The sequence below is a fragment of the Comamonas sp. B21-038 genome, assembly GCF_022387135.1.
Taxonomy (GTDB): domain Bacteria; phylum Pseudomonadota; class Gammaproteobacteria; order Burkholderiales; family Burkholderiaceae_C; genus Comamonas; species Comamonas sediminis.
This window is the reverse complement of record NZ_CP092462.1, coordinates 735,844-760,602: the sequence shown is the minus strand read 5'-3', so window position 1 is coordinate 760,602 and position 24,759 is coordinate 735,844. Positions and strand designations below refer to the sequence as shown.

Here is a 24,759-nt window from a genome sequence, read left to right as displayed (position 1 = left end):
CCGGTTTGCAGCGCCCTGCGCGCAAACCAATGAAAAACGCTCTGCACAGCCAAAGCTGGGCAGAGCGTGGATCAGCTAAATCAGTCAGCTTACTTGGCAGGCACCGTGTAGGTGTACTCACGCAGGATGCCACCGCCTTGCACCGAGCCGCTGTCCTGGCCCTGGGCCACGCGGCCCACGCAGGCACGGCGGTCCTCTTCGGTCTTGAAGACTGCGCAGCGTGCGGTGGCATTTTCGCGGAAGCTGGAACCTGGATCCGTCAACTGGCCCTGGCGCGCGGCCTGACGAGCGGCTGCCGCTTCGCGGGCGCTGGAGCTGCCTTCGGCCACATCGGCATTGGCGCGGGCATCGCCACGCGCTTCACCACGCTTGTGGTGGGCACCGTGCGGGCCATGGGGCATGGGCTTCACATGCTTGGCAGGGGGTGGTGGGGGTGGCGGTGCGGATTGGGCGCTGGCATAGCCTGCGGTGCCCAAGGCGAGGGCCATCGCGGCCATTTGCAAAGACTGGCGGAACATGTTTTTCATAGCGATCATCCTTATCGGTGATGAGAAGCAACACGAACAGCATGCCTGCGCAGCAGGCGCGACCCTATCGGCCCAATCCGCCAGTGCTTGCAATATTTGGCCTACAGGCAAAGGTGTTGGTCATTCAGGGCAAGCGGTCCCCAAACCACTCGTCCACCCCTTGGGCCATGCGCGCAAATACCTGGTCCAGGCTCGGCGCATCGTGGCCAAACAGCGCATGGATGACGGCCGCGTTCTCGAACAGCCCATGCACATAGGTGCCCAGCACCTGCGGCGCGCCGCCCTGCCACAGCAGGCCCGGCAGCAGCTCTTGCGCCGGCTCGGCTGCACCGGCCTGCATATCGGGGCGCAGTTCGGTCTGCCCATGGTGGATTTCATAACCGGTCACCACCAGGCCGCTCAGTGCCTGCCAGGGTGCCTGTACCTCAGGCAGCTCCAGGCGCGCAGGCTGCACATTCTTTTGCGGTGCAAACAAGGTCACCAGCGGCAGCAGTCCCAGGCCGGCGGCATTGCCGTCCACCCCATGCAGATCGACCAGCGCCTCGCCCAGCATCTGCAGGCCGCCGCAAATACCCAGCACCCGCTTGCCGGCCTGCGCATGGCGGGCGACAGCGGCATCCAGGCCCTGCTGGCGCATCCAGCCCAGGTCGGCAGCGGTGGCCTTGCTGCCCGGCAGGATCACCCAGTCCGCATCGCTCAGCTGCGCGGGCGTGCGCGCCCAGACCACGCGCACACCAGGCAGCTGCAGCAGCGGCTGGAACTCATCGAGGTTGCTGATGCGCGGGTAGGCCACGATGGCGATGCAGGTGTGCACGGCCTGCCCCTGGCCGCCACTGCCCCGGTCGTCAAACACACCGTCTTCCTCGGGCAGGCCGTGCTGGAACTGCATCGGAATGCAGGCCACCGTCGGCACACCGGTCTTGTCTTGCAGCATCTGCGGCGCCGGCGCCAGCAAGGCCGCGTCGCCCCGGAACTTGTTGAGCACAAAGCCCTTGATCAGGCCTTGCTCCTCGGGCGGCAGCAGCGCCCAGGTACCGTAGAGGTGAGCAAAGGCCCCTCCCCGGTCGATATCGGCCACCAGCAGGCAGTGGGCACCGCAGTGGTGCGCCACGCGCATATTGACCACATCGCTGCTGTGCAGGTTGATCTCGGCGGGCGAGCCCGCGCCCTCGATCACCACCACATCGTTCTCGGCGCGCAGTGCATCGAGCGCCTGCGCGATCTGTGGCCAGACCTTGAGGCTGCGGCCGCGCCAGGGCATGGCCGACAGCGCCTCGTCCACCTGGCCAAACAGCACCACCTGGCTGCGGGTATCGGCCTCGGGCTTCAGCAACAACGGGTTCATGCGCACATCGGGCACGGCGCCTGCGGCCAGCGCCTGCAGGTACTGGGCCGTGCCGATCTCGCCCCACTGGCCATCGGGCGTGGCTACCACGCGGGCGTTGTTGCTCATGTTCTGCGCCTTGAAGGGCGCCACCTTGTAGCCCTGGGCCCGGTACCAGGCACACAGTGCCGTGGCTACCCAGCTTTTGCCGGCGCCACTGCTGGTGCCCAGCACCATGATGCAGCGCGCGCTCATCGCGGTGCACTGCCCAGCGGCAGCACCATGCGCGCCATGATGCGCTCCAGCGCCGAGCCCGCATCGCTGCACAGGCCCGTGTGCACCGGCGAGGTCTGGATCATGCTGCTGCGCTTGGCCGTGAGCCAGTGGAAGCGCGCGCGGTACGGCAGCTGGCCGATGGGCCCGGCCTCGGGCACGCCAGCGCAGATCGCGACGATGCTGCCCAGGTGGCGGTAGACGGCTTGCAGATCGACTTGCGGATCCAGCGCCAGCAGGCGCGCCTCATCGAGCGCCATCGCTGCCTGCAGATAGCCGCTGCGCTGGCAGGACACGATCACGCCAGCGTTGATGAACTCCTCCCGCTCGACCCGGGGCACCACGCGCACGATAGCGTAGTCATACACATCATGCGCGTGCATCGATGGCTCCTTGCAACCAGCGGCCACGCGTTTGCAGGCGGGCCAGAAAATAGTTCACATACGCGGCGCGGTGCGCCTGCGGATCGGCCAGCAGCGGGCTGTTGCGGTCCTCTGCGGCCTTGGCCAGAAAGCAGTCCGGCACCGTGGCCAGAATGGCGGTCAGCACCGGCTCGGTCAGCTGCGCGGCCAGCGCTTCGTCCACCTCGGCCAGCTGGCTGGCCTGGGCCAGCAGCACATGGTCGGCAATCGGCGCAAAGGGCTTGCCCGGGTCGGCCACCGTGCCATCCCAGGCATGGTGGAAGGTCAGGGTCGCGCCATGGTCAATCAGCCAGGGCTTGCGCTGCCACATCAGCATATTGGTGTTGCGGGCCGTGCGGTCCACATTGCTGACCAGCGCATCGAACCAGACCAGGCGCGAGGCGAAATCATCGCTGACCGCATCCACGGCCGGGTCAAAATTGACCGAGCCGGGCAGGTAATCGAGGCCCACATTGAGGCCGTCGCTGGCGCGGATCAGGTCCTGGATCTCGGGATCGGGCTCGGTCTGCGCGAGCTTGGCGTGCAGCAGGGCAAGCACCAGCTCGGGCAGCGGCAGGCCCAGCGCGCGGGCGATGCCGCCGCAGATGAGCTCACCCATCAGCGCGCGCACGCCCTGGCCAGCCCCCCGGAACTTGAGCACATACATGCCCAGATCGTCCGCCTCGACGACGGCCGGCATCGAGCCGCCCTCGCGCAGCGGCGTCACATAGCGCTCCACCAAGACGGTGCGCAGTTGCAAAGTTTGTAAATCCATACCAAATGGTAGCGGTTGCCGCATGCCCTCGCTAAGTATCTGACAGCGACAGCCAGGCCCGCTCCAGCGCCGCCTGCGCCACCGGCGCCATCACCCCCAGGCGCACATGGCCGGGCAGGCCAAAGCTGCGGGCATCGCGCAGCTTGATGCCCTGGCTGCGCAGTGATGCCAGGCGCGCGGGCAGGTCCGCCGGGTCCAGCGGCAGGCGCGCGACAAAGTAATTGGCCTGGTGGCCGGGCAGCACCGCCCAGCCCAGGCGCTCGCACAGCGCCAGCTGCCGGCCCTTCCAGTGGCGCAGCGTCTCCAAGCTGCGGGCCAGCCAGGCCTGCACCTCGGGCGTGACCCAGGCCTGCAGCATCGCCACACCATGGGCGCCCACCACCCACGAAGGCGCCAGTGCCCGCAGCGCATCGATCTGCGCCTGCGGGGTGCCCTCGGGCGCAATCGCATAGGCTGCGCGCACCCCCGTCATGCCCAGCGCCTTGTTGGGCGTCCACAGCTGCCACTGCGCGGCCATGTCGCGCTGCGGCGCAGGGCCTTCCAGCCACAGCGGCCGGTAGGCGCAATCGAGCACCAGGCCATGGTGGCTGGCAACGGCGGGCAAGGCTTGCCAGATGTCCTCTTGCGCACCCAGCGGGCTGGAGGGCTCGCAGGCCCAGTGCAGGCCTTCGCCCCAGGCCGGGCTGCGGGCGCCGGTGCGCAGGCCCCATACCTGCGCCGCCTGGGCGTAGTCGCCATAGCAATGGTTGGGCAGGCTGACACGGGTGGCCCCCTGGCGCAGCGCATGCTGGGTCAGGCGGTGGATCAACTCACTGCTGCTGCCGCCGATGACCAGGCGCTCAGGGGCGACCGCATGGAAGTCCGCCAGCTGCAGGCGCAGCGCTGTGTAGTGCGGGTCGGGGTACTGTGCCAGGTGCGCCGCCTGCAAGGCCGCCACGGCCTCCGGGCAGGGGCCGCAGGCATTGCGGTTGGTGGAAAAATCATGCGCCGGCACGCCCAAGGCGTCGGTACCACCATGCTCGTTATCAGCCATGGGCCAACACTCCTTGCGCCATCGAGGCGATTCCTATCTTTGCCGCCAAACCCAGGGCCAGCAACAAGGCACACAGCGCCTGCACCCACACCACGCGGCCCGCTAGGGCCAGTGCCCGCTGCACATCCGGGGCCTGCGGCGGCCGGCCTTGCGGGTGGAGCTGGTACACGCCGGGTTTGGACAGATGCACGCCCAGCGCTCGCGCCATTGCGCCCATGGGCCAGCCGCCATTGGGCGACGGCGTGACTGCCGCATCGCGCCGCAGCCCGGACCAGGACAGGCCCCCCGCCAGCAGCGCCAGCCAGGCCGCTGTGATGCGGGCAGGCACCCAGTTCAGCACATCATCGGCCCGGGCCGCCCATTTGCCGGCCCATTGCCAATGGCGGCGCTGTGCACCCTGGCCGCGCCAGCCGGGGTAGCCCCACATCGCATCGGCCGTGTTGGCCATCCGGTACAGTGCCGCTCCCGGCAGGCCGGCCACCGCAAACCAGAACAACGGCGCCAGCACCGAGTCGCTCAGGTTCTCGGCCAAGGTCTCGATCGCGCTCTCACGCACCGTGGCGGCATCGAGCTGTGCGGTATCGCGGCTCACCAGCCAGGACAAGCGGGCCCGGCCCGCCTGCAGTGATTCGCCGAGCGCGGCCTCCACGGCCAGCACCTCGCTGCGCAGCATGCGCCAGGACAGCAGCGGCTTGAGCAGCAGCCCAGCCACAAGGCCATTCAGCCACCAAGGCACTGCCTGCAGCAGATACATGAGGGCCGCATACACCAGCCAAGCGCCGCCCGCCAGCAGGCACCAGGCCAGAGCCGCCAGCACAAAGCGCCCATAGGCGCGCTCGTCCGCCTGGCGCGGTGCAATCGCCTGGCCGAGCAGGCCCAGCAGCTTGCCCATATAGACAACCGGGTGCAGCCGCAGCGGCGGCTCGCCCCAGAGCCAGTCCACCAGCAACGCCACCAACACGGCCAGCAAGGCCGCCATCGGTGCCTGCCAGTGCAGCGCAGGTCCAGCATCCATCAAGGCCTGAACCAGGTGCAGCAGCGGGCTGCCACCGGCCAGCACCAGCGCCCACAGGCCGCCATCGCTCATGGCTGCGGTCCTGGGTCTGGCTGCCAGCACTCATCCATCAGCATGTCCTGCAAAGGCGCACGGCGGGCCCAGCGTTCCTGCTGCAGCATGGGTTCGGCATAGTAGGCCTCCACAGGGCCCAAGCACAAAACAGCCAGCGGGTGCGCGCCGGCAGGCATGGCCAGCAACTGCGCCAGCGCCTGGGGATCGAACAGCGATACCCAGCCCATCCCCAGCCCTTCGGCACGCGCAGCCAGCCACAGGTTCTGGATCGCGCAGGCGGTGCTGGCCACATCCATCTCGGGCAGGGTGCGACGGCCAAACACATGGGCTTCGCGCCCGGGCGGCATAGCGACGACCAGCACCTCGGCCGCCTGCAACACGCCCTGCACCTTGAGCTTCATAAAGTCGGCCTCGCGCTCACCCATCGCCTGGGCAGTGCGCAGGCGCTCATCCTCCACCAGCGCATGGATGCGGCTGCGCATCTGCGCATCGCGCACGCGGATGAAGCGCCAGGGCTGCATAAAGCCAACGCTGGGCGCATGGTGCGCGGCCCGCAGCAGGCGCAGCAGCACCGCCTCGTCGACCTGGCCGCCGGCAAAGTGGCGCATGTCGCGCCGCTCGTGGATGGCGCGGTAGACCGCCGCGCGCTCAGCCTCGCTGAAGGCCGTGGCGGCGATGGTGGGGGCGTTGAAAGGGGTATCGCTCATGCCAGCAATCGGCTGCCCTGCCTCAGTCTTCAATGCCGCGCTGCGCCGGGATGCCGGCCTTGAACGCATGCTTGACCATCGTCATCTCGGTGACGGTATCGGCCATGTCAATGATCTCCTGCGGACAGCGCCGGCCAGTGAGGCAGACATGCACCTCCTTGGGCCGGGCGGCCAAGGTGTCCAGCACCTCCTGCAGCGGCAGCCAGCCATAGATCAGCGGGTAGGTGATCTCGTCGAGCACCACCAGAAAATACGCGCCTGACAGGATCGCCGCCCTCGCCTTTTCCCAGCCCTCGCGCGCCAGCTGGCCGCTGTGCTCGAGGTCGCGGCTCTTCCAGCTGAAGCCATCGCCCAGCCCTTCGACCGGCAGGCCCACCTGCTCGGACAGGCGGTGCTCGCCAAAACGGGCGGTCGGCACCTTCATGAACTGGTAGACCTTGACGGCCTTGCCCCGGCCGGTTGCGCGGAACGCCAGGCCAAAGGCTGCCGTGGTCTTGCCCTTGCCGTCACCGGTGTTGACGATCACCAGGCCACGGCGCTCGCCCTCGGGCTTTTCATAAGGCTTTTCGCTGGGTGGCGTTTCAATCTGCATTGCAATCTTTCCTTGTTTCGTTGTGTTGTTGAAAGCGGGGCCAGGCCCGGTTTCGCAGGGGTTCAGCGCCCGCGCTGGCCGGCCTGCGCGGCAGTGGCGGTACGCGGCAAGGCCATCCACACGCCATCGATGGCGCGCACCTGGATGCGGTGGTCAAACACCGCCTCCAGCGCGGCATGGGTCGCCGGGTCATCGCAGCGGCCCTGGTGCAGCACCCGGCCCGCCTGCAGCACCAGCATATGGTCGGCCAGCAGCGCCACCGATATTTCATGGAGCACGCTGACCACCGTGGTGCCCTGGGCCGTCAAGGCCCGCATGCTGTCCACCCAGTCGGTCTGGTGCGGCGGGTCCAGGTTGGCCAGCGGCTCGTCCATCAGCAGCACGGAGGCCTGCACAGCCATCGCGCGGGCCAGCAGCACCCGCTGGCGCTCGCCGCCCGAGAGCTCGGCCACCGGCCGGTGGCGCCAATCCCAGGCATGCGCCGCCCGCAGGCATTGCTCCACCACCGCATGGTCTTCGCCGCTGGGTGCTGCAAACCAGGGCTGGTGCGGCAGGCGGCCCAGCATGGCCACGTCCATCACCGTCAGCTCCTGCGTCACCACCTCCCCCTGGCCCAGCCAGGCCAGCGCCTGGGCGCGCTGCTTGCGCGGCCAGCGCTCCAGGCTTTTGCCCAGCAGTGCCACATCGCCCTGCAGCTGTGCCGCCGGCCACAGGCCGCCCAGCACCTTGAGCAGGCTTGATTTGCCCGCGCCGTTGGGGCCGACAATGCTGGTCCAGCGGCCTTGCACAAACTGGGCGTTGACGCCTTGCAGAATCGGCCGCGCATGCACAGCAGCATGGATATTGGTGGCAGTCAGCGCAGCCGTGGTCGCAGTGCCGGGCATCACAGGCCTCCTGCCGAACGGGTGCTGCGGTGCATGCGCCACAGCAGATAGGTGCCGCCCAGTGCCGCAGTGAGCACGCCCACCGGCAGCTCTTGCGGGGCGACCAGCCAGCGCGCCAGGATATCGGCCGCCAGCAGCAGCACGCCGCCCATTGCGGCGGCCAGCACGGTGCTGCGGCCATGGCCCACCTGCACCAGGCTGCGTACCAGGTGCGGGGCAGCCAGGCCCACAAAGGCAATCAACCCGGTCTGCGCGACCGAGGTGCCGGTGGCCAGCGCCAGCACTGCCACCAGGCCATAGCGCAGCGGCGCCAGCGGCAGGCCCAGGCTGGCGGCCGTCGCCTCGCCCAGAGTCAAACCATCGAGCACCCGGGCGCAGCACCAGGTGGCCAGCACACAGACCAGCAGCACGCCGGCCATCAGTGCGCAGCCTTCCCAGCCGACAAAGGCCGAGGTGCCCAGCGTAAAGGCCTGCATGGCCTGCAGGATATCGGGGTGGCGCAGCTCCAGCAGATCGCGCATGGCGCCCAGCACCACACCGACGATCACGCCGGCCAGCAACAGGCGCAAGGTGTTTTGCACATTGCGCGCCAGCACCACCGTCAACGCCACCGCACAGGCCGCGCCGACAAAGGCCATGCCGGTCATCCCCAGGCGGTAGAGCAGATCGAGGCTGGTGACGGACGAGCCCAGCAGCACCAAACCCAACGCACTGCCCAGCGACGCGCCGGAAGCACTGCCCAGCAGATAGGGATCGGCCAGCGGGTTGCGGAACAGGCCCTGGGCGACGGCCCCGGCCAGGCCCAGCAGGCCACCGGCGAGCCAGGCGCCCAGCGAGCGCGGCAGGCGGATATCGACTACGATCTGCCACGAAGTGGGGTCATCGCGCATGCGCAGCACACTCTCCCAACCGGTGCTGCCGACACTGGCGCCCACCAGCAGCAGCACGGCACTGAGCACCAGCAGCACCAGCGCCAGCCAGGCACTGCGGCGCAGGCCGGGAGCCGCTTCGCGCCGCGCTGCCGGTGCAGAGGTGGGCAGAGCAGCCATCAGCGCGCCACCGCCGCCTTGCCTGGCGCCTTGTCGGCCAGGCAGCGTGCCATCAGCGCCGCCGCCTGGGCCATGCGCGGGCCGGGCCGCACGATGGCATACGACTCGTCATCGCTGAACACGCAGACCCTGCCCGCCTTGACGGCCTGGAGGTTGTGCCAGCCCGGGTAGCTGGTAGCAGCCTGCATGCTGCGGTTGCCGAGCATGATCACCTCGGGCTGGGCGCGCAGCAAAAACTCCGGGCTCAGCCGGGGAAAGGGCCCCAGCTCGGCTGGCACGACATTGTCGGCGCCCAGCTGGGTCAGGGTCTCGCCGATAAAGGACTGGGGGCCGGCCGCATAAGGGCCCCGGCTCACCTCAAAGTAGACCCGGGTATGCCGCGTGCGCTCGGGCAGCTCGCGCACCACGGCATCAATGCCCGACTCCAGCTCGCGCCAGACCCGCTCTGCGCCCTGCGCCTGCGGCACGCCCAACAGCTGGCCCAGGGTGCCCAGCACGCGGTGGATGTCGGCCTTGGACTTCACATCCAGCGCCACCACCTTCAGGCCCAGCGCCTGCAGCCGCTCGGCCGCCTTGGAGGCATCGGACAGCAGCACCACATCGGGCTTGAGCGCCACGACCGATTCAACGCTCGGGTCCAGACCGCCGCCCACCACCGGCAGCTTCTTGACCGAGGCAGGCCAGTCCGAATAGCGGTCCACCCCCACCAGGCGCTCGCACAGGCCCAGCGCGCAGGTGCTCTCGGTCAGCGATGGCAACAGGCTCACGATGCGCTGCGGCGGTTGGGCCAGCCGCACCTGGCGGCCCCGGTCATCGACGATGGCCACGGGCGTGACCAGGTCCTGGTCCTTCCAGACCGGCGCATTGGCAAAGGGTTGCAGGCGCAGTTCATCGATGCTGGCAGACGGCGCCGCATGCGCCATCGGCCATGCGGCCACCAGCGCCATGCAGGCCAGCGCTTGCCGCAGACGGGGTCGGAGAGCAAAAGACAAAGCCATCATTTCATCTGCAGCGGCAAGCCGGCCGCCATCAGTTGCACGCGGTTGCAGGCCGCTGCCGCTTGCTGGTTCAGCAGACCGAGCGCATCGACAAACGCGCGCACCTCGCGGCCCATCGGAATCACGCCCAGGCCAATCTCATTGCTGACCAGAATGACGGGGCCAGTGGCCGCCTGCAACGCAGCGATGAAGGCATCGCACTGCGCCTGCCAGGCTTGCGCAGGCGCTGGCGCAGTGGCGGGCGCTGGGGTTGGCGGCTCCATCGGCATCAGCCAGTTGGTGAGCCACAGGGTCAGGCAATCGACCACCAAAAGGTGCTCTGGCCGGCTGTGGGCCTGCAGCAGCTGGGCGACGTCGCGCGGCGCTTCCAGGGTCGCCAGTTGCGGCACGCGCTCGCGGCGGTCACGCTGGTGGCGCGCAATGCGCTCGTGCATCTCGAGGTCATACGCAGTGCCGGTGGCGACCAGGCTGGCGCTGCGGCCGGCATCGGCCTGCAGCCAGGCGCGCGCCAGCAGCTCGGCCTGGCGCGATTTGCCCGATTTCTGCCCGCCCAGCAGCAGCAGCTTCAGCGGAGCTCCATCGATATGGAATATAGATTGATCCATGCCGCGCATCTTAGGCGTTCAGCGCCCCGCTGTGCCAGGCCTGCGGATCGACCACCGGCATCTCCACCCCGAGCAAGGCGGCCACCGCCTGCGGGCAGGAAGGGAACCAGGCATGGAAATAGCTGGCATGGATGCTGCCCTGCTGGTAGACGGCTTCGCCCTTGCCGCTGTCGGCCGCTTGGCCCGGGCGGCTGCTGCGCGCCACTTGCTGGGCTTCGCTTTGCAGCTTCGAATAGTGAAAGGTGTGGCCGCGCAGCATGCCCCAGGGCGTCAGCAGCTGCTGCATGCCCAGGCCGGCCAGGCGCTGCTGCATCACGGCCTGCGCCGGCAGCAAGCCCCACAGGCTGTGCCAGCGGCTGTCCAGATCGGTCAGGCCTTCGGCCAGCGCCACCATGCCGCCGCATTCGGCCCAGACCGGCTTGCGCTGCTCTACGTGCGCCTGCAGATCGAGCTGCAGACCGGCATTGGCCTTGAGTGCCTGCAGGTGCAGCTCCGGGTAGCCCCCGGGCAGCCACAGCGCATCGCAGGCGGGCAGACGCTCCCCGGCGACCGGCGAGAAAAAGGCCAGCTCGGCCCCCATGGCCTGCAGGCATTCCAGATTGGCAGTGTAGATAAAGCTGAAAGCGGCATCGCGGGCGACTGCAATGCGCCGCCCGGCCAGCCAGGCGGGCACCGGGGCGGTGGGCGCAGGCGCGGTAAAGGCCACCGTCCAGCGCTGCTGCCACTGCTGCCAGGCCAGCTGGCCCAGCGGCGTTTGCGCCAGCACATCGGCAGCAGCATCCAGGCGCTCGGCGGCGTCGTGCAGCTCATGGGCTGCCACCAGTCCCAGATGGCGCTCGGGCAGCAGGTTGGCGCGCGGCTTGGCGGCATCCAGGCTGACCTGGTTCATCGCGCCCAGCCACAGAGCCGGGTCGCGCAGGCCACTGCGCAGCATCTCGCCATGGTGGGCGGTGGCCACCCGGTTGGCCAGCACGCCGGCCAGCTGCAGGCCCGGGTCATAGTGCTGCAGGCCATGGGCAATGGCGCCAAAGGTAGCGGCCATCGCCGATGCATCGACCACCACCACGGCAGCGATGCCCAGCGACTTGGCCAGCTCGGCGGCGCTGTTGGCGCCATCGAACAGACCCATTACGCCTTCGATCAGCAGCACATCGTTGCACTGCGCGGCCTGGAACAGGCGCGCGCGCACATCCGCTTCACCGTTCATCCAGCGGTCCAGCGCATGCACTGGCTGGCCGCTGGCCAGGCGCAGCCACTGCGGATCAAGAAAATCCGGACCGCACTTGAACACCTGCACCCGCCGGCCCTGGCGGGCATGCAGGCGGGCCAGGGCCGCTGTCACCGTAGTCTTGCCCTGGCCGGATGCGGGCGCCGCAATCAGCAGCGCCACACAAGAGGCCGTTGGGCGGTCCTGAACCGTCATCTCTGTCATGGCTCGCTTATCCCCTCTGCGCTCAGCGCGGCATCCACTTCACACCCACATACACGCTGCGCCCTTCGGTGGCGTAGGTGCGTGCGGTCTGATAGCGCTTGTCCGCCAGGTTGTTGATCCGGGCGATCAGGTTCACATCCTTGGCCACCTCGGTCTGCGCCGACAGGTTGAACAAGGTGTAGCCGCCCAGCACATTGGTGTTGGCGGCATTGTCAAAGCGCTTGGCGCTGGTCTGCAGGTCGGCGGCCCAGGTCCAACCTGCGGCACGCGTCTCGGCGCCCAGAGTGGCATAGCGCTTGGCGCGGCGCGCCAGCAGCTTGTCGTTTTCGGTGTCGCGCGGGTTCTGGAAGTCGACCGAACCATGCAGGTTGAAGGCGCCCAGCTTGGTGGTGCCCGCCAGGGTGATGCCTTCCAGGCGTGCCTTGCCCACATTGGCATAGCAGCCGAATGGGCTGTCGCAGCTGCCGGGTGACGAGAAGTTGATCAGGTCGGTCACCCGGTTGCGGTAGGCCGTGGCCGAGAAGCTGTGCGCACCTTGCGCCCAGCGCAGGCCCAGCTCGGCATTGCGGCTTTTCTCGGGCTGCAGTGAGGCATCGCCGTATTCGCTGAAGCGCTGGTAGAGCGTGGGCACCCGGAAGGCGGTGCCCACCGTTGCCGTGGCGCGCCAGTGGGTCGCAAACGCATAGCCGTAGGCGGCGCTGCCGGTGGTCTTGCCGCCAAACTCGCTGTCGTCATCCCGGCGCAGGTTCAGTTGCACCGTGTGCGGGCCGGTGTTCAGGCCATAGCCCAGCGCCAGCGCATTCTGGTGGCGGTCGCGGTCAATGCCGCCATTGGTCAATGCGTCGTCACGCCGCTCCAGCGCAGCTGTGAACGTGTGCACGCCCAGGCGCCATTCGTTCTGGAACAGGTAGTTCTGCAGGCGGGTGTCCGTCTGGTAGGGCGAGGGCCGGGTTTCGTAATAGTCGCGCGACTGGGTGAACTGCAGCTTGGTGCTGTATTGCGCGGTCCACTGCGCCTGCCAGTTCAGGCCCAGCGCATACATCTTGTTGAGGCTGCGGTCGTCCTCGGTCAGGCTGTTGTCATAGCCCGAGTTCACATCGCTGGCCAGCAAGGTAGCCTCCAGCCGGTGCTGGCGGTTGAGCTGGTAGCCCAGGCGGCTGCTGACCGCATTGCTGCGGTAGTCGTCCTTGTCCGGGTTGGCGGTGGCGGCCGTACGTGCATTGAAGCCATCGGTCTGCGAGCGGTTGAGGCCCAGCGCGTAGTCCCATCCGCCCGCGCCGCCGGAGATACCCGCCTCTGCAGTGAACGTGCCCCGGCTGCCCACCCCCAGGCCGGCATAGGGCTGGGCGGGGCCGTCGCCCTTCTTCGTGAAGATCTGCACCACACCGCCCATGGCGTCCGAGCCGTAGACGGCAGCAGCCGGGCCGCGCAGCACTTCGATGCGGTCGATCAGCGCCAGCGGAATCGATTGCCAGGAGGCGCCGCCAGTCGATTGCGAATCCATGCGCACGCCGTCAACGTAGACGGCGGTGAAGCGCGAATCGGCGCCGCGCAGGAACACGCTGGTGGCCGTGCCGGGCCCGCCGTTGCGCGTGATCTGGATACCCGGCACCCGCGCCAGCACATCGGCGACACTGCCCGGGCCCTGGCGCTCGATGGTTGGCGCATCGATGATGGACATATCGGCCACCAGATCGGACAGCGGCTGCGCGATGCGGTTGGCGGTCACCACCATCTCCTGCAGGTTCTTAACCGCTGTTTCCTGGCCGGAGGGCAGCTGCTGCGCCTGCGCGGACAGCGCCACGCAAGGCAGCGCTGCGCTCACCGCCCAAGCGATGGCGGAGCGGGAGGGGAACAACCGGGAACGGGGCGTGCAGACGGGACGCGCGCAGCGGCGTGTCGTGAAAGGCGAGAAAAACATGGACTGAGCTGGCGATGAACCACCCCGCGCCAGCCTCCCCGCCGGCAATGGGGAACACGGAAGCTGTGGCAGCACCTGGGCCACGCACCTCCACTATGTTGGCCGGTATCCGGGCTGGCGATGACACAGCACACGCCTTCCCAAACACTTGTTCAAGGTATTCAGTGGCATAGTGGTGGCTGTGGATGGCGCAAAAGCCAACCATCGCTTACCGTTGCGGGGGCAGCGCAGGTTGCGCAACGCTTGTAGGGCACAAGCAGCGCTCCTGCTTCCCGTTGAACTGCCCCCATGTGAACCACTGGGGCGAGCACCAACGGGTACAATTTTAGCGTTAAACCCATTGCGCACTTAAGAAGACTGTCTCTCTATGGCCACTACGCCTTCTATGGATCTGATGCTTGAGCGGGTGGAAGCACTGCTGAGCCGTCATGAGGCTTTGCAACGCGCCCACGCCCAACTGCAAGAGCAGGTCACCACCCTTACCCAGGAGCGCGACTCCCTCCAATCGCGCCTGACTGCGGCCCGCGCCCGCGTGGACGCACTGATCGAACGCCTGCCCAAGACCTTTGACCAGGACGAATGATGAAACAGCTGGAAGTACACATCATGCAGCAAAGCTATATGCTGGGCTGCCCCGAAGGCCAGGAGGCACGCTTGCTGGCCGCCGTCAAGCATGTGGATGAGGCCATGAGCGGCATCCGCGACGCGGGCAAGATCCGTGGCCGCGAGCGCATTGCCGTGCTGGCGGCGCTCAATGTGGCCTTTGATCTGCTCGACCTGCAAGTGCAAAACAGCCAGTTGAGCCAGACGGCCGATGCATTGCAAGCGCAGGCCGCCGCCCAATCGGCTGCAATGGCCGAGGCCCAGACCCAGCCCGCCGCCGCTGCGCAGGCCAGCCTGGACTGGGACGAGCCCCGTCTGCAATCGGTGCTGCAACGGCTCGATGCGGCACTGGCTCCCGCCCCCTCCGCGGGTGCCGAAACGCTGGCCGCCAGCGCCTGACAGCAGCGTGTTAGCAGCCGCTAACACCAAATACTGGCGCCATGCAATGCATTGGCTAAAAATACCGTTCCATGCGTTCTACGAGCTGTGTAGGACGCTATCTTTTTTGACCAATCTCAGCACATTGAATTGCGATTTTGGGGGGTGCAGCAGGTGCGAGCGATTACAATGGAAGCGTTCGCAGCCCTGCTGGACTTTATAGTTCCTTGAACCAATGCTCTACGAGCACGGGCTTGGTACATTACCTATTGAGCGTGATCGTCTCGCGTCAGATGAACCCAACGATAGGTTGCCCTCGCCCACCTGAACCCCCGGTTCAGGATGACGGTCCAGTGGATCCGCTGCGAACACCTGATTTTTTCGGGCAGGCTGCCCAACCTGTCTTCTCCTCTCCGCGACAGCGGGGTTTCAGGCCACCTGTTTCAGGTGGCCTTTTTACTGCGCACCATGGCTGATCCTCTCGTTCTGCTGCCGCTGTCGCTGCTGGGATTGATCGGCGGCTTTCTGGCAGGCCTGCTGGGCATCGGCGGCGGCATGGTGCTGGTGCCCTTCATCACCTATATCCTGGGCACCCAGGGCGTGGCGCCTGAGCTGGCGATCAAGATGGCGATCGCCACGTCGATGGCGACCATCGTGTTCACATCGATGTCCAGCGTCCGCGCCCACCACCAGCATGGTGCGGTGCGCTGGGATCTCGTCAAACGCCTGGCTCCTGGCATCGTGCTGGGCGGCCTGTTGGCCAGCCTGGGCATTTTTGCTGTGCTCAAGGGCAGCTACCTGGGCTTGTTCTTCGGCCTTTTCATTGGCTACTCGGCACTGCGCATGTTCCGCAGGCCCAACAGCCAAGGGACGCGCCCGATGCCGGGCACCGCCGGGCAGCTGGCGGCCGGCGGCGTGATTGGCTGCCTCTCGGGTCTCGTCGGTGCCGGGGGCGCCTTCATCAGCGTGCCCTTCATGACCTGGTGCAGCGTGCCGATGCACAACGCGGTGGCAACCAGCTCGGCACTGGGCTTTCCGATCGCCGTCACCAATGTCGCCGGCTTCATGGTGGCCGGCCTGCATCTGCAGGGCCTGCCACCGCATTCGCTGGGCTACATCTGGCTGCCGGGCCTGGCCGCCATCGCCACCTGCAGCGTGCTGACCGCACCGCTGGGTGCCCGCGCCGCGCACCGCCTGCCGGTGGCACAGCTCAAGAAGATCTTTGGCGGCATCCTGCTGTGCCTGGCGCTGTACATGCTCTACAAGAGTCTGGCAGCGTGGCAGGTCTGAGACGGGCCACAGCAGGCTAGATGATGCGCGAGAAGCGCGCGCGGTTGCGGTCGGCCTGCAGGTTCTTGTCGAACACCATGGCCACGCCGCGCACAAAGTACCAGCCCAGCTCGGTCACGTTGATCACATCGTCTCGCACGTCCACCAGGCCCTGCGCCTGCAGCTCGCGCAGCTGGGCCAGCTCGGCGGCAAAATACTGCGCAAAGTCGATCAGCCAGGCCTGCTCCAGCGATTCGATCGCCAGGCTGCCCTGGCACATCAGACCCATGATCACCGCGCGGCGCAGCAGGTCATCGCGCGTCAGCGCCAGCCCGCGCACCACGGGGATCTGGCCCTGGTCGATCAGGTCGTAATACTCCTCCAGCGTCTTGGCATTCTGGCTGTAGGTGGCGCCGATGCGGCCGATGGCCGAGACGCCCAGTGCCAGCAGATCGCAATCGGGCTGCGTGCTATAGCCCTGAAAATTGCGGTGCAGGCGGCCCTGGCGCTTGGCCACCGCCAACGCATCCTCGGGCAGCGCGAAATGGTCCATGCCCACGTAGACATAGCCGGCACCCTCCAGCGCGGCCAGCGCCTGGGCCAGCATCGCAAGCTTGTCCGCCGGGCTGGGCAGGTCCTGCGTCAGAATGCGGCGCTGGGGCTTGAAGCGCTCGGGCAGATGCGCATAGGCGTAGAGCGCAATGCGGTCAGGCCGCAGCGCATTGACCTGCTCCATCGTGCGGGCGAAGCTGGCCGGGGTTTGCAACGGCAAACCATAGATCAGATCAATATTGATGGATTCAAAGCCGATTTCGCGCGCCTGCTCGACCAGCGCAAACACCTGGTCGGCGGGCTGCTCGCGGTGCACGGCCTTTTGCACCAGCGGGTCGAAATCCTGCACGCCAAAGCTCAGGCGGTTAAAACCCAGTTGGTAGAGGTGCAGCAGGCGCTCGCGGCTCACGGTGCGCGGGTCAATCTCGATCGAGTACTCGCCGCCCGGCTGCAGATGGAAGCGCTGTTTGACCATGTCCATCAGGCGGCTGAGACCCGCATCGCTCAGGAAGGTCGGTGAGCCCCCGCCCAGGTGCAGCTGGCTGATGGTCGAGCGTGTGCTGAGGTGGGCGAGCTGCAGATCCAGCTCGCGCTCCAGGTAATCCAGGTATTCGTCGGCCCGCTCGGCATGCTTGGTGATGATCTTGTTGCAGGCGCAGTAGTAGCACAGCGAGGCACAGAACGGCACATGCACATACAAGGACAGTGGCGCCAGCCTGGCCGCCAGGCCACTGCCGCGTTGCGCCAGCGCCTGCTTGTACTCATTCGCAGCAAAGGCTTCAACAAATCGGTCTGCGGTAGGATACGACGTGTAACGGGGGCCGGGGACGTCAAAACGGCGCAGCAGTTCGGGGGTCAGGGAAATCATGGGCTTTATCCTTGCGGACCCCCAATGTGCCCCAAGGCTCGCCACCCGTCCTTGATATACATCAAGAACCCATTTGGCGCCTGCACGCACAATAGGCGCATACAAGGAACGCCGTTCCTACACGAATATTTGTTCACGGGTATTGATACATGACATCCAACTCCATCAAAGTGGCGTGCTCCAACTGCAATCTGCGCGAGCTGTGCATGCCCGTGGGTCTGTCGGCCGAACAAATGGAGCGTATTGACGAGATCGTTGCCACCCGTCGCAAGATCAAGCGCGGCAGTGCGCTGTTCCGCAATGGCGAGACGTTCACCTCGCTGTATGCGATTCGCACCGGCTTCTTCAAGACCAGCATCGCCACAGAAGACGGGCGTGACCAGGTCACCGGTTTTCAGATGGCCGGTGAGATCATCGGCCTGGACGGCATCGTCAATGACCGCCACTCCTGCGACGCGATTGCGCTGGAAGATGCCGAGGTCTGCGTGATGCCCTACTCGACACTCGAGGACCTGTCGCGCGAAGTGACCGCCTTGCAGCACCATGTGCACAAGGTCATGAGCCGCGAGATCGTGCGCGAGCATGGCGTGATGCTTCTGCTGGGCAGCATGCGTGCCGAAGAGCGTCTGGCCGCCTTCCTGCTGAACCTGGTGCAGCGGCTGCACGCCCGGGGCTTTTCGCAGCATGAACTGATCCTGCGCATGACCCGCGAGGAAATCGGCAGCTACCTGGGCCTGAAACTCGAAACGGTGAGCCGCACCTTCTCCAAGTTTGCCGAGGAGAACATCATCGAGGTCAAGCAGCGCCATGTGCGCATTCTCGACACCGACAAGCTCCAGGGTCTGATCAACACCCAGGCCTGCTCGGCCTGAAAAGTGCAGGCCAGAGACACGAACGCGGCCTGATCCGACATCGTTCCGCGCGATAAGCGGCGATGCTTGGAGATGAAACCAGGGCAAGGCAGCAGCCTGTGGCCCTGTCCGGAGTCTGACCCGAAAGGAGCCTGTCATGTACCAACATATCCTGCTTGCCACCGATGGCTCTGAGCTGTCCGAGAAAGCGGTCCGCCATGCGCTGGCGCTGGCCAAGCTGAGCCACGCCACCGTCACCGCCGTCAATATCTCGCCGAACTACCCGCGCAGCTACTTCGAAGGCAGCACGATGCAGAACCCCGATGACATCGCACGCATCGAAGAAGGCTGGCAGCGCGCTGCGCAGAGCGTGGTGGACAAGGTCGTGGCCGAAGGGGCCGCAACGGGCGTGCCGATCAAGACCTTGGTGATCAAGTCCGACCTGATTGCCGAAGCCTTGCTGGAGACGGCCAAGAAGGAAAACTGCGACCTGATTGTGATGGCCTCGCACGGCTACCGGGGCCTGAAGCGTTTGCTGCTGGGCAGCGAAACCCAGCATGTGCTGACCCATGCGACGATACCGGTGCTGGTGCTGCGCTGACCGCCGCATAACTTCAACCCCGATAAAAAACCCTCGCTTGCGGCAGCGGATGCGCTGCAACAAGCGAGGGTTTTGTCATGGCGGCTCCAAACCGCCACTGCAGAGTATCAGCCCTTGAACAGGCCCTGGTACTGGTCGCGCAACAGGTTCTTCTGCACCTTGCCCATGGTGTTGCGGGGCAGCTCGGCCACGACAAAGCAGCGCTTGGGTATCTTGAAGTTGGCCAGCTGCTTCTTGAGGGTCGCAATGATGGCTTCGGCGTCCAGTTGCTGGCCTGCCTTGGCTATGACCACCGCCACACCGACCTCGCCAAAATCCGGGTGTGGCACCCCCACCAGCGCGCTTTCGGCAACGCCCGGCAGCTCGTTGATGAAGCCTTCGATCTCGGCCGGGTAGACGTTGTAGCCGCCGGAGATGATCAAATCCTTGCTGCGGCCCACAATGGTCACGTAGCCACGCGCATCGATCTTGCCGACATCGCCGGTCTTGAACCAACCATCAGCGGTGAACTCCTGGGCGGTTTTCTCGGGCATGCGCCAGTAACCGCTGAACACATTGGGGCCTTGCACCTGGATATGGCCGATCTCGTCGGCGCCCAGTGCCTGGCCATCATCGCCCTGCACCCGCACGCCCACACCCGGCAGCGCAAAGCCCACCGTGCCGCCCCGGCGCTCATCCTGGCCGCCATGGCGGGCATCGGCCTGGTAGGGGTTGGAGACCAGCATGATGGTCTCACTCATGCCATAACGCTCCAGGATGGTGTGGCCGGTGCGGGTCTGCCATTCGCGGAAGGTCTCGATCAGCAACGGCGCCGACCCCGAGATGAACAGGCGCATGTGCCGGGTGGCCTCCTTGGTCAGGCCGGGCTCGGCCAGCAGGCGCACATACAGGGTCGGCACGCCCATGAAGACCGTTGCCCGTGCCATCGCGGCAATCACCGCCTTGGGCTCGAACTTGGCAAACCAGATCATCTTGCTGCCGTTGAGCAGCGCCGCATGGATCGCGACAAACAGGCCGTGCACATGGAAGATCGGCAGCGCATGGATCAGCACATCGCCCTTCTTCCAGCCCCAGTAGTCCTTGAGCATCACCGCATTGCTCAGCAGGTTGCCGTGGCTCAGCATCGCGCCCTTGCTGCGGCCCGTGGTGCCGCTGGTGTAGAGGATGGCGGCCATGTCGCCGGCGGATTTCTGCGCCGGCGTGTGGGTATCGGCACAGTGCACCGCGCGCTCCAGCAAGGTACCGCTGCGGTCATCACCCAAGGTGAACACGCTTTGCGTGCCGCACTGGAAGGCGATCTTGGAGACCCAGCCAAAGTTGGCGGGCGAGCAGACCACGACTGCTGGTTCCGCATTGGTGATGAAGTACTCGATCTCGGCACTTTGGTAGGCGGTGTTCAGCGGCAAAAAGACATGGCCTGCGCGCAAGGTGGCCAGGTACAGCGCCATCGCCTCGACCGATTTTTCCACCTGCACCGCGACCCGGCTGCCGGAAGGAATGTTCAGCGAATCGAGCAGGTTGGCGATGCGCGCACTCATGCGATCGAGGTCACGCCAGCTGTAGTGCAGCGGCGCGCCGCTGGCCGAGGTGGTCTCCACCGCGATGGCATCGAGGTCGTCAGGAAAGGCTGCGCGCAGCGCGCAGAACAGGTTGTCGTTGGTCATGTTGGTCTACGTGGTTGGTGGTTTCCTTGGCGCCTGCAGCCGGGCCGCTGGCCCGCGCAGGCAGCGTCAAAACTGGGGACTTCTCTTGGCTACAAAGGCGGCAATGCCTTCGCGGTGCTCTGCAGAATCGGCATAGGCATAGGGCTGCTGCAGCACCCGCGCCTGGGCATCGCCGTCGGCCAGCGCACGCAGCAGTTGCTTGGTCATGCGGGCGGCCTGGGGGGCCAGGCCACAGATGCGGGCAACCGTGCGCGCCAGCTCGGCCTGCAGCTGGGCGGCCGGGAGGACCTGGCTCAAAAAGCCCGAGGCCTGCATCTGGTCGGCACCAAAGACCGCCGCCTCCAGCAGCATCTGCCGCGTCTTCGCAGGCCCCACCTCGCTCAGCACCAGCGCCGCCTCCCTGGGCGCCATCGGAAAGCCGAGCTTGGCAATGGGCGCGCCAAACTGGGCCGTGTCTGCCGCCAGGCGGCTGTCGCAGCAGCTGGCCAGCTCCACGCCCGCGCCCATGCAGGCCCCTTCAATGGCGGCGACCAGGGGCACATCGCATTGCAGCATGGCATGCAGTGCAGGCCATACCTCGCCTTCATGAAAGGCGGCCAGGCTCTCGGGGTGAAAGCGAAAGTCCGCGTATTCCGAGATATCGCCGCCAGCGCAAAAGGCCTCGCCCTCGCCCTGGAGCACGATGCAGCGCAGGCCTGGCCGGTGCTGCAAGTCCTCGAACACGCTGCGCAGCTGCCGCCACATCGCCCGCGACATGGCATTGCGCTTGCCCGGATGGGCCAGCACCACGCGCACCGCCTGTGCGTTGGCTGCGTCCTCGCCCGCCGTCCACGATTCCAAACGAACCTGCCCCGCCATCACATCGCTCCTGCTGTCATTCAATCTTCGCGCCCGAGACCTTGACCACCTCGGCCCAGCGCTTGACCTCATCGGCCACAAAGGCCGCAAACTGCGGCTGCGTCATGCTGCCATATTCCGCGCCGTTCTTGGCCCAGATGGCCTTGATCTCTTCCGAGGTGCCCATGCGCTTGACCTCTTCGAACATGCGCGCCTGCAGCTCGGGCGACGTGCCCTTGATGGCCCAGAGGCCGTACCAGGTGGTCACGTTGTAATCGGGCAAGCCCACCTCCGCGGCGCAGGGCACATCGGGCAACGAGGGGTTGCGCTGGCTGCCCGAGACCATCAGGCACTTGATGCGCCCGGCGGCAATATGCGCGGCGGACGAGCCGAGGCCATCGAACAGCATGTCCACATTGCCGGCAATCAGGTCCTGCAGCGCCGGGCCGGCGCCCTTGTAGGGCACATGCAGGATGTCGGTCTGGCTCTGGATCTTGAACAGCTCGCCGGCCAGGTGGTGGCTGGTGCCGGCGCCGGCCGAGGCAAAGCTCATCTTGCCGGGGTTGGCCTTGAGCTGGGCCAGCAGCTGCTGCATATTGGCCGCCGTCACCCGCTTGGGGTTGACGACCAGCACCTGCGGCACCGTGGCCAGCAAGGCCAGCGGCACCAGGTCCTTCTGGATGTCGTAATCCAGCTTGGGATAGACCGAGGGCGCAATCACATGGTGGGTGCCGCCCATGAAGAAGTGGTAGCCATCGGCGGGCTGGCGCGCCGCAAAGCTGGCCCCCAGGGTGCCGCCGGCGCCGCCTTTGTTGTCGATCACCAGCGTCTTGCCCGACAACTTCGAGAATTGCGAGGACAGCGGCCGCGCGAAGGCATCGGTGCCGCCCCCCGCAGGAAAAGGCACGACCCAGGTTACCGGCTTGGCCGGCCAGTCGCGTGCCGCAGCTGCACTGGCCCAGCTCCAGGCGGGCAGCGCCGTGCCCGCCATGCCGGCAGCCAGGCCCAGCAAGGTTCGTCTTCTGGACGGCGAAGGTGTTTTGCTCTTGGTCATCTTGTCTCCTAACGTTTGTTTTTTAAGATCCACGCACACCCGCCTGCGCGCGCCGACAGCAACGCGCGGGCCCTGAATGGTCAGCAAAGCCTGCCCACCACCCAGGCTGCGGCCCTTATGGGAGCCTGCAGTTCTCTCCAGGCCAGCGCAGCACCCGGGGGCGCCATGCTGGCCTGCCATCCATCAAAACAGGTTCAGACCTTGGCCAGCGCCTCGATGCCCGAAGACACCGGAATCTTGCCCTGTGCCAGCAGGTTGCGGTGCTTGTCCAGTCGTTTGAGGTCGTACAGGTAGTTCACCATCAGGCCGTAGGACTGCTTGATGCCCTTGGTCGAGGTGTCCCCCGCCCAGTTCAGGCGCTCGACCCGCGAGCCATTGCCCAGGTGAAAACGCGCGACCGGATCCACCGGCTTGTCCTTGACCAGGCTCTTGCCCAGGTAGCGGGCAGCGGCATGCATCAGCAGCTTGGCAGCCGGGTCGCCCGGCTGCCATTGACCGGGTTGCTCCAGCGCTGCGATCCAGTCGTCCGCCGTGGGGTCGGCCTTGTCCAGCGCCTTGCCCAGCTCGGCGCGCAGGCGCTTGTCGGCGCTCTCCCAGACATCGGCTGCGTTCTTGCCCAGCCAGCTGCGAAAGCCAGGGATCGGCGACAGCGTGGCAAACTGGCGCAGCTTCGGAAACTCCTGCAGCAGCTGCTCCACCACGGTCTTGATCAGCGAATCGCCAAAGCTCACGCCGCGCAAGCCGGTCTGGGTGTTGCTGATCGAGTAGAAGATGGCCGTACTGGCCTTGTTCACGTCGGCTGCGGCAGCGGCCTCGTCCAGCAGCGGCGCAATACTGTCCGACATCTTGTCGACCAGCGCCACCTCGACAAAGATCAGCGGCTCATTGGGCAGGCGCGGGTGGAAGAAGCCGTAGCAGCGGCGGTCGCTGTCGAGGCGGTTTTTCAGGTCGGTCCAGCTGCGGATGTCATGCACCGCCTCGTACTTGATGAGTTTTTCCAGCAGGGATGCGGGCGAATCCCAGCTGAGGCTGCGCAGCTCCAGGAAGGCGATATCGAACCAGGTGGAGAACAGGTACTCCAGATCGGCATCGACCGCGACCAGCCATTCATGGCTTTTGATCTGCGGCAGCATCTGCGCACGCAGATCCAGCAAAAAGCGCATGCCCTGCGCCGGCACCGCAAAACGCTGGAACAGCCGCATGCGCGGCGTCTGCAAGGCCTTGCGCAACTGGCGCTCGGCAGCGGCCATGCTTGCAGTGCCGATGGCGTCTTCATAGCGCTGGCGGGCCTGGCCGATCTTGGCCACGTCGGGCACAAACTGCTCGCACAGCAGGCGCCAGCAGTCCAGGCGCTGCTCGGGCTGGGCAGCGGCATACCACTGCATCACCGGCTCGGCCAGGCGCCCGCCTTCGGCATCGCTCACTTCACTGGCCGCCACCGCCTGCAGGTCGGCCAGCAGGCGGCGCAACTCGCGCGGCGACAGCGCTTCATTGCCGCGGCGCAGGGTCGCCTTCAGGCGCTCGGTCGTGTCACGCTCGCCATCGGCAGCGCTGCTGCTGCCCAGCTCGGTAGGAATGCCGACCGAGCGCAGCCAGGCCGCACTTTTTTGCAGCCAGCTGTTGGCAGCGCTGTCCACCCCGGCAGCGGGCGAAGTTTCAGTAGCGGTGGTCATAAAGCAATCCTCGACGGTGATAGTGGAGTGGTGCGCAGCAGCGCCTTGCGCTGCTGCAGCAAATGGTTGCGCATGGTCTGCTCGGCGGCATCGGCGTCGCCGGTCAGCATCACGGCGTAGATATCCAGGTGCTCCTGCAAGCTGGCCTGCAGGCGGCCCGGCGCGCGCAACTGGTGCAGCCGCGCCAGGCGCAGAATGCGGCGCAGATCGGCAATCGCCTGGGCCAGCCAGCGGTTGTCGGCCAAGGTAATGAAGGCCTCGTGGATCTGGTGGTTCATGCGGTAGTAGGCGGCAATGTCGCCCGCCTCGGCGTAATCGACCAGCTGCTCGTGCATCACATCGAGCACCGCACGGTCGGCGCTGCTGAGTTTTTTGGTGGCCTCGTAGGCGGCACGCCCCTCCAGCAAGGCGATGACCGGAAAGATATCGTCCAGGTCACGCTCGGTCACGGTCTCGACGAAGCAGCCGCGCCGGGGCTCATGGCGCAGCAGGCCTTCGGAGACCAGCAACTTCAGGGCTTCGCGCAACGGCGTGCGCGACACGCAGAGCTGGTCGCACAGCGCCTTTTCGTCCAGCAGTTCGCCCGCCGCCAACGTGCCGGCAAAGATCAGATCCCGTACCTGGATCGCCACCGTGTCGTGCAAAGGCTGTCCGGCAACTGCCATCCGCTTGCTCCTTTGTAAAGGCCATCGTTCTGCGCGGGCCAGCAGCCCCATCTGCAGTGCGTGCCTGTAATTATGAGAAATTACAGCGCATTTTGGCACCCGTGTTAATACCCGGTTCGTAGTCCGCAATCACTGTTACCGGTGCAAACGCTCA

General features: G+C 66.4%; 25 protein-coding genes and 1 riboswitch. Of the genes, 5 read left to right on the top strand and 20 right to left on the bottom strand.

Translation table 11 applies throughout. The annotated features are described in order from the left end of the window. Positions 1–89 precede the first annotated feature (89 nt). The 14 genes from MJ205_RS03475 to MJ205_RS03410 form a co-directional block, all read right to left on the bottom strand. The gene (locus MJ205_RS03475) at positions 90–527 is read right to left on the bottom strand and encodes a hypothetical protein (RefSeq protein WP_239811202.1); all 438 of its coding nucleotides are present in this window, start codon (positions 525–527) and stop codon (positions 90–92) included. A 124-nt stretch (positions 528–651) separates the two neighbouring features. Then, positions 652–2,106: a cobyric acid synthase gene (locus MJ205_RS03470; RefSeq protein ID WP_239811201.1), complete on the bottom strand. Its 1,455-nt coding sequence runs from the start codon at positions 2,104–2,106 to the stop codon at positions 652–654. Continuing rightward, positions 2,103–2,507 (bottom strand): DUF3037 domain-containing protein, encoded by a 405-nt coding sequence (locus tag MJ205_RS03465; RefSeq protein ID WP_239811200.1) that lies wholly within the window; start codon positions 2,505–2,507, stop codon positions 2,103–2,105. Before MJ205_RS03465 ends, MJ205_RS03470 begins: the two co-directional genes overlap by 4 nt. After that, positions 2,494–3,279 (bottom strand): HipA family kinase, encoded by a 786-nt coding sequence (locus MJ205_RS03460; protein WP_312410657.1) that lies wholly within the window; start codon positions 3,277–3,279, stop codon positions 2,494–2,496. Before MJ205_RS03460 ends, MJ205_RS03465 begins: the two co-directional genes overlap by 14 nt. A 52-nt stretch (positions 3,280–3,331) precedes the next feature. Further along, the gene (locus tag MJ205_RS03455; RefSeq protein ID WP_239811198.1) at positions 3,332–4,333 is read right to left on the bottom strand and encodes an aminotransferase class I/II-fold pyridoxal phosphate-dependent enzyme; all 1,002 of its coding nucleotides are present in this window, start codon (positions 4,331–4,333) and stop codon (positions 3,332–3,334) included. Continuing rightward, positions 4,326–5,420 carry an adenosylcobinamide-phosphate synthase CbiB gene (cbiB, locus tag MJ205_RS03450; protein ID WP_446715052.1) on the bottom strand — a complete coding sequence of 365 codons (1,095 nt, stop codon included), beginning with the start codon at positions 5,418–5,420 and terminating at the stop codon, positions 4,326–4,328. The genes MJ205_RS03455 and cbiB overlap by 8 nt, the downstream gene beginning before the upstream one ends. Next, positions 5,417–6,109 (bottom strand): 5,6-dimethylbenzimidazole synthase, encoded by a 693-nt coding sequence (bluB, locus tag MJ205_RS03445; protein ID WP_239811197.1) that lies wholly within the window; start codon positions 6,107–6,109, stop codon positions 5,417–5,419. Before bluB ends, cbiB begins: the two co-directional genes overlap by 4 nt. A 22-nt stretch (positions 6,110–6,131) precedes the next feature. Next, a complete protein-coding gene (cobO, locus tag MJ205_RS03440; protein WP_239811196.1) occupies positions 6,132–6,701 on the bottom strand; it encodes a cob(I)yrinic acid a,c-diamide adenosyltransferase in 570 nt (189 codons plus the stop codon). Between the two features lie 62 nt (positions 6,702–6,763). Continuing rightward, entirely contained in the window at positions 6,764–7,585 is an 822-nt protein-coding gene (locus MJ205_RS03435) for an ABC transporter ATP-binding protein (RefSeq protein WP_239811195.1), read from the bottom strand. Further along, complete coding sequence (locus tag MJ205_RS03430) at positions 7,585–8,562, bottom strand: FecCD family ABC transporter permease (RefSeq protein ID WP_239812651.1); 978 nt, start codon at positions 8,560–8,562, stop codon at positions 7,585–7,587. The genes MJ205_RS03435 and MJ205_RS03430 overlap by 1 nt, the downstream gene beginning before the upstream one ends. 71 nt (positions 8,563–8,633) lie before the next feature. Beyond that, positions 8,634–9,632 carry an ABC transporter substrate-binding protein gene (locus MJ205_RS03425; protein ID WP_239811194.1) on the bottom strand — a complete coding sequence of 333 codons (999 nt, stop codon included), beginning with the start codon at positions 9,630–9,632 and terminating at the stop codon, positions 8,634–8,636. Continuing rightward, complete coding sequence (locus tag MJ205_RS03420) at positions 9,632–10,237, bottom strand: bifunctional adenosylcobinamide kinase/adenosylcobinamide-phosphate guanylyltransferase (RefSeq protein WP_239811193.1); 606 nt, start codon at positions 10,235–10,237, stop codon at positions 9,632–9,634. The genes MJ205_RS03425 and MJ205_RS03420 overlap by 1 nt, the downstream gene beginning before the upstream one ends. 10 nt (positions 10,238–10,247) lie before the next feature. Beyond that, entirely contained in the window at positions 10,248–11,669 is a 1,422-nt protein-coding gene (locus MJ205_RS03415; protein ID WP_239811192.1) for a cobyrinate a,c-diamide synthase, read from the bottom strand. A gap of 22 nt (positions 11,670–11,691) precedes the next feature. Continuing rightward, on the bottom strand, positions 11,692–13,590 hold the full coding sequence (locus MJ205_RS03410) for a TonB-dependent receptor domain-containing protein (protein ID WP_446715051.1): 1,899 nt from the start codon (positions 13,588–13,590) through the stop codon (positions 11,692–11,694). A gap of 83 nt (positions 13,591–13,673) precedes the next feature. Then, positions 13,674–13,919, bottom strand: a riboswitch (cobalamin riboswitch). 38 nt (positions 13,920–13,957) lie between these two features. Here MJ205_RS03410 and MJ205_RS03405 point away from each other — a divergent pair. From MJ205_RS03405 to MJ205_RS03395, 3 genes are all read left to right on the top strand, one after another. Then, complete coding sequence (locus MJ205_RS03405; protein WP_021027064.1) at positions 13,958–14,173, top strand: hypothetical protein; 216 nt, start codon at positions 13,958–13,960, stop codon at positions 14,171–14,173. After that, positions 14,173–14,592 (top strand): cell division protein ZapA, encoded by a 420-nt coding sequence (locus MJ205_RS03400; protein ID WP_239811191.1) that lies wholly within the window; start codon positions 14,173–14,175, stop codon positions 14,590–14,592. Before MJ205_RS03405 ends, MJ205_RS03400 begins: the two co-directional genes overlap by 1 nt. 447 nt (positions 14,593–15,039) lie before the next feature. Continuing rightward, positions 15,040–15,861: a sulfite exporter TauE/SafE family protein gene (locus tag MJ205_RS03395; protein ID WP_239811190.1), complete on the top strand. Its 822-nt coding sequence runs from the start codon at positions 15,040–15,042 to the stop codon at positions 15,859–15,861. A gap of 16 nt (positions 15,862–15,877) precedes the next feature. Here the strand turns inward: MJ205_RS03395 and hemN are convergent, their stop codons facing one another. Further along, entirely contained in the window at positions 15,878–17,260 is a 1,383-nt protein-coding gene (gene hemN, locus MJ205_RS03390; protein WP_239811189.1) for an oxygen-independent coproporphyrinogen III oxidase, read from the bottom strand. A 149-nt stretch (positions 17,261–17,409) separates the two neighbouring features. Between hemN and fnr the strand changes: the two genes are divergently transcribed. Both fnr and MJ205_RS03380 read left to right on the top strand, forming a co-directional pair. Further along, complete coding sequence (gene fnr, locus MJ205_RS03385) at positions 17,410–18,132, top strand: fumarate/nitrate reduction transcriptional regulator Fnr (RefSeq protein WP_239811188.1); 723 nt, start codon at positions 17,410–17,412, stop codon at positions 18,130–18,132. A gap of 136 nt (positions 18,133–18,268) precedes the next feature. Continuing rightward, positions 18,269–18,712: a universal stress protein gene (locus MJ205_RS03380; RefSeq protein WP_239811187.1), complete on the top strand. Its 444-nt coding sequence runs from the start codon at positions 18,269–18,271 to the stop codon at positions 18,710–18,712. Between the two features lie 107 nt (positions 18,713–18,819). On the opposite strand, the gene MJ205_RS03375 is transcribed toward MJ205_RS03380, so the two are convergent. From MJ205_RS03375 to MJ205_RS03355, 5 genes are all read right to left on the bottom strand, one after another. After that, positions 18,820–20,376 carry a malonate--CoA ligase gene (locus MJ205_RS03375; RefSeq protein ID WP_239811186.1) on the bottom strand — a complete coding sequence of 519 codons (1,557 nt, stop codon included), beginning with the start codon at positions 20,374–20,376 and terminating at the stop codon, positions 18,820–18,822. 66 nt (positions 20,377–20,442) lie between these two features. Beyond that, positions 20,443–21,234 (bottom strand): enoyl-CoA hydratase/isomerase family protein, encoded by a 792-nt coding sequence (locus MJ205_RS03370; protein ID WP_239811185.1) that lies wholly within the window; start codon positions 21,232–21,234, stop codon positions 20,443–20,445. Between the two features lie 16 nt (positions 21,235–21,250). After that, positions 21,251–22,267 (bottom strand): Bug family tripartite tricarboxylate transporter substrate binding protein, encoded by a 1,017-nt coding sequence (locus MJ205_RS03365; protein ID WP_394681569.1) that lies wholly within the window; start codon positions 22,265–22,267, stop codon positions 21,251–21,253. Positions 22,268–22,461: 194 nt separating this feature from the next. Then, on the bottom strand, positions 22,462–23,940 hold the full coding sequence (locus MJ205_RS03360; RefSeq protein WP_239811184.1) for a malonyl-CoA decarboxylase: 1,479 nt from the start codon (positions 23,938–23,940) through the stop codon (positions 22,462–22,464). Then, entirely contained in the window at positions 23,937–24,605 is a 669-nt protein-coding gene (locus MJ205_RS03355) for a GntR family transcriptional regulator (RefSeq protein WP_239811183.1), read from the bottom strand. The genes MJ205_RS03360 and MJ205_RS03355 overlap by 4 nt, the downstream gene beginning before the upstream one ends. Positions 24,606–24,759 lie beyond the last annotated feature (154 nt).

Excerpts from the sequence above, each read along its gene's own strand:
- MJ205_RS03405 (WP_021027064.1), top strand. The coding sequence starts at position 13,958 with ATGGCCACTACGCCTTCTATGGATCTGATGCTTGAGCGGGTGGAAGCA.
- MJ205_RS03425 (WP_239811194.1), bottom strand. The coding sequence starts at position 9,632 with ATGGCTTTGTCTTTTGCTCTCCGACCCCGTCTGCGGCAAGCGCTGGCC.
- MJ205_RS03465 (WP_239811200.1), bottom strand. The coding sequence starts at position 2,507 with ATGCACGCGCATGATGTGTATGACTACGCTATCGTGCGCGTGGTGCCC.
- cbiB (WP_446715052.1), bottom strand. The coding sequence starts at position 5,420 with ATGAGCGATGGCGGCCTGTGGGCGCTGGTGCTGGCCGGTGGCAGCCCG.
- cobO (WP_239811196.1), bottom strand. The coding sequence starts at position 6,701 with ATGCAGATTGAAACGCCACCCAGCGAAAAGCCTTATGAAAAGCCCGAG.
- MJ205_RS03475 (WP_239811202.1), bottom strand. The coding sequence starts at position 527 with ATGAAAAACATGTTCCGCCAGTCTTTGCAAATGGCCGCGATGGCCCTC.
- MJ205_RS03415 (WP_239811192.1), bottom strand. The coding sequence starts at position 11,669 with ATGACAGAGATGACGGTTCAGGACCGCCCAACGGCCTCTTGTGTGGCG.
- bluB (WP_239811197.1), bottom strand. The coding sequence starts at position 6,109 with ATGAGCGATACCCCTTTCAACGCCCCCACCATCGCCGCCACGGCCTTC.
- MJ205_RS03455 (WP_239811198.1), bottom strand. The coding sequence starts at position 4,333 with ATGGCTGATAACGAGCATGGTGGTACCGACGCCTTGGGCGTGCCGGCG.
- MJ205_RS03395 (WP_239811190.1), top strand. The coding sequence starts at position 15,040 with ATGGCTGATCCTCTCGTTCTGCTGCCGCTGTCGCTGCTGGGATTGATC.
- MJ205_RS03375 (WP_239811186.1), bottom strand. The coding sequence starts at position 20,376 with ATGACCAACGACAACCTGTTCTGCGCGCTGCGCGCAGCCTTTCCTGAC.
- MJ205_RS03365 (WP_394681569.1), bottom strand. The coding sequence starts at position 22,267 with ATGACCAAGAGCAAAACACCTTCGCCGTCCAGAAGACGAACCTTGCTG.
- MJ205_RS03470 (WP_239811201.1), bottom strand. The coding sequence starts at position 2,106 with ATGAGCGCGCGCTGCATCATGGTGCTGGGCACCAGCAGTGGCGCCGGC.
- MJ205_RS03420 (WP_239811193.1), bottom strand. The coding sequence starts at position 10,237 with ATGGATCAATCTATATTCCATATCGATGGAGCTCCGCTGAAGCTGCTG.
- MJ205_RS03355 (WP_239811183.1), bottom strand. The coding sequence starts at position 24,605 with ATGGCAGTTGCCGGACAGCCTTTGCACGACACGGTGGCGATCCAGGTA.
- hemN (WP_239811189.1), bottom strand. The coding sequence starts at position 17,260 with ATGATTTCCCTGACCCCCGAACTGCTGCGCCGTTTTGACGTCCCCGGC.
- MJ205_RS03360 (WP_239811184.1), bottom strand. The coding sequence starts at position 23,940 with ATGACCACCGCTACTGAAACTTCGCCCGCTGCCGGGGTGGACAGCGCT.
- MJ205_RS03435 (WP_239811195.1), bottom strand. The coding sequence starts at position 7,585 with ATGCCCGGCACTGCGACCACGGCTGCGCTGACTGCCACCAATATCCAT.
- fnr (WP_239811188.1), top strand. The coding sequence starts at position 17,410 with ATGACATCCAACTCCATCAAAGTGGCGTGCTCCAACTGCAATCTGCGC.
- MJ205_RS03400 (WP_239811191.1), top strand. The coding sequence starts at position 14,173 with ATGAAACAGCTGGAAGTACACATCATGCAGCAAAGCTATATGCTGGGC.
- MJ205_RS03410 (WP_446715051.1), bottom strand. The coding sequence starts at position 13,590 with ATGTTTTTCTCGCCTTTCACGACACGCCGCTGCGCGCGTCCCGTCTGC.
- MJ205_RS03380 (WP_239811187.1), top strand. The coding sequence starts at position 18,269 with ATGTACCAACATATCCTGCTTGCCACCGATGGCTCTGAGCTGTCCGAG.
- MJ205_RS03370 (WP_239811185.1), bottom strand. The coding sequence starts at position 21,234 with ATGGCGGGGCAGGTTCGTTTGGAATCGTGGACGGCGGGCGAGGACGCA.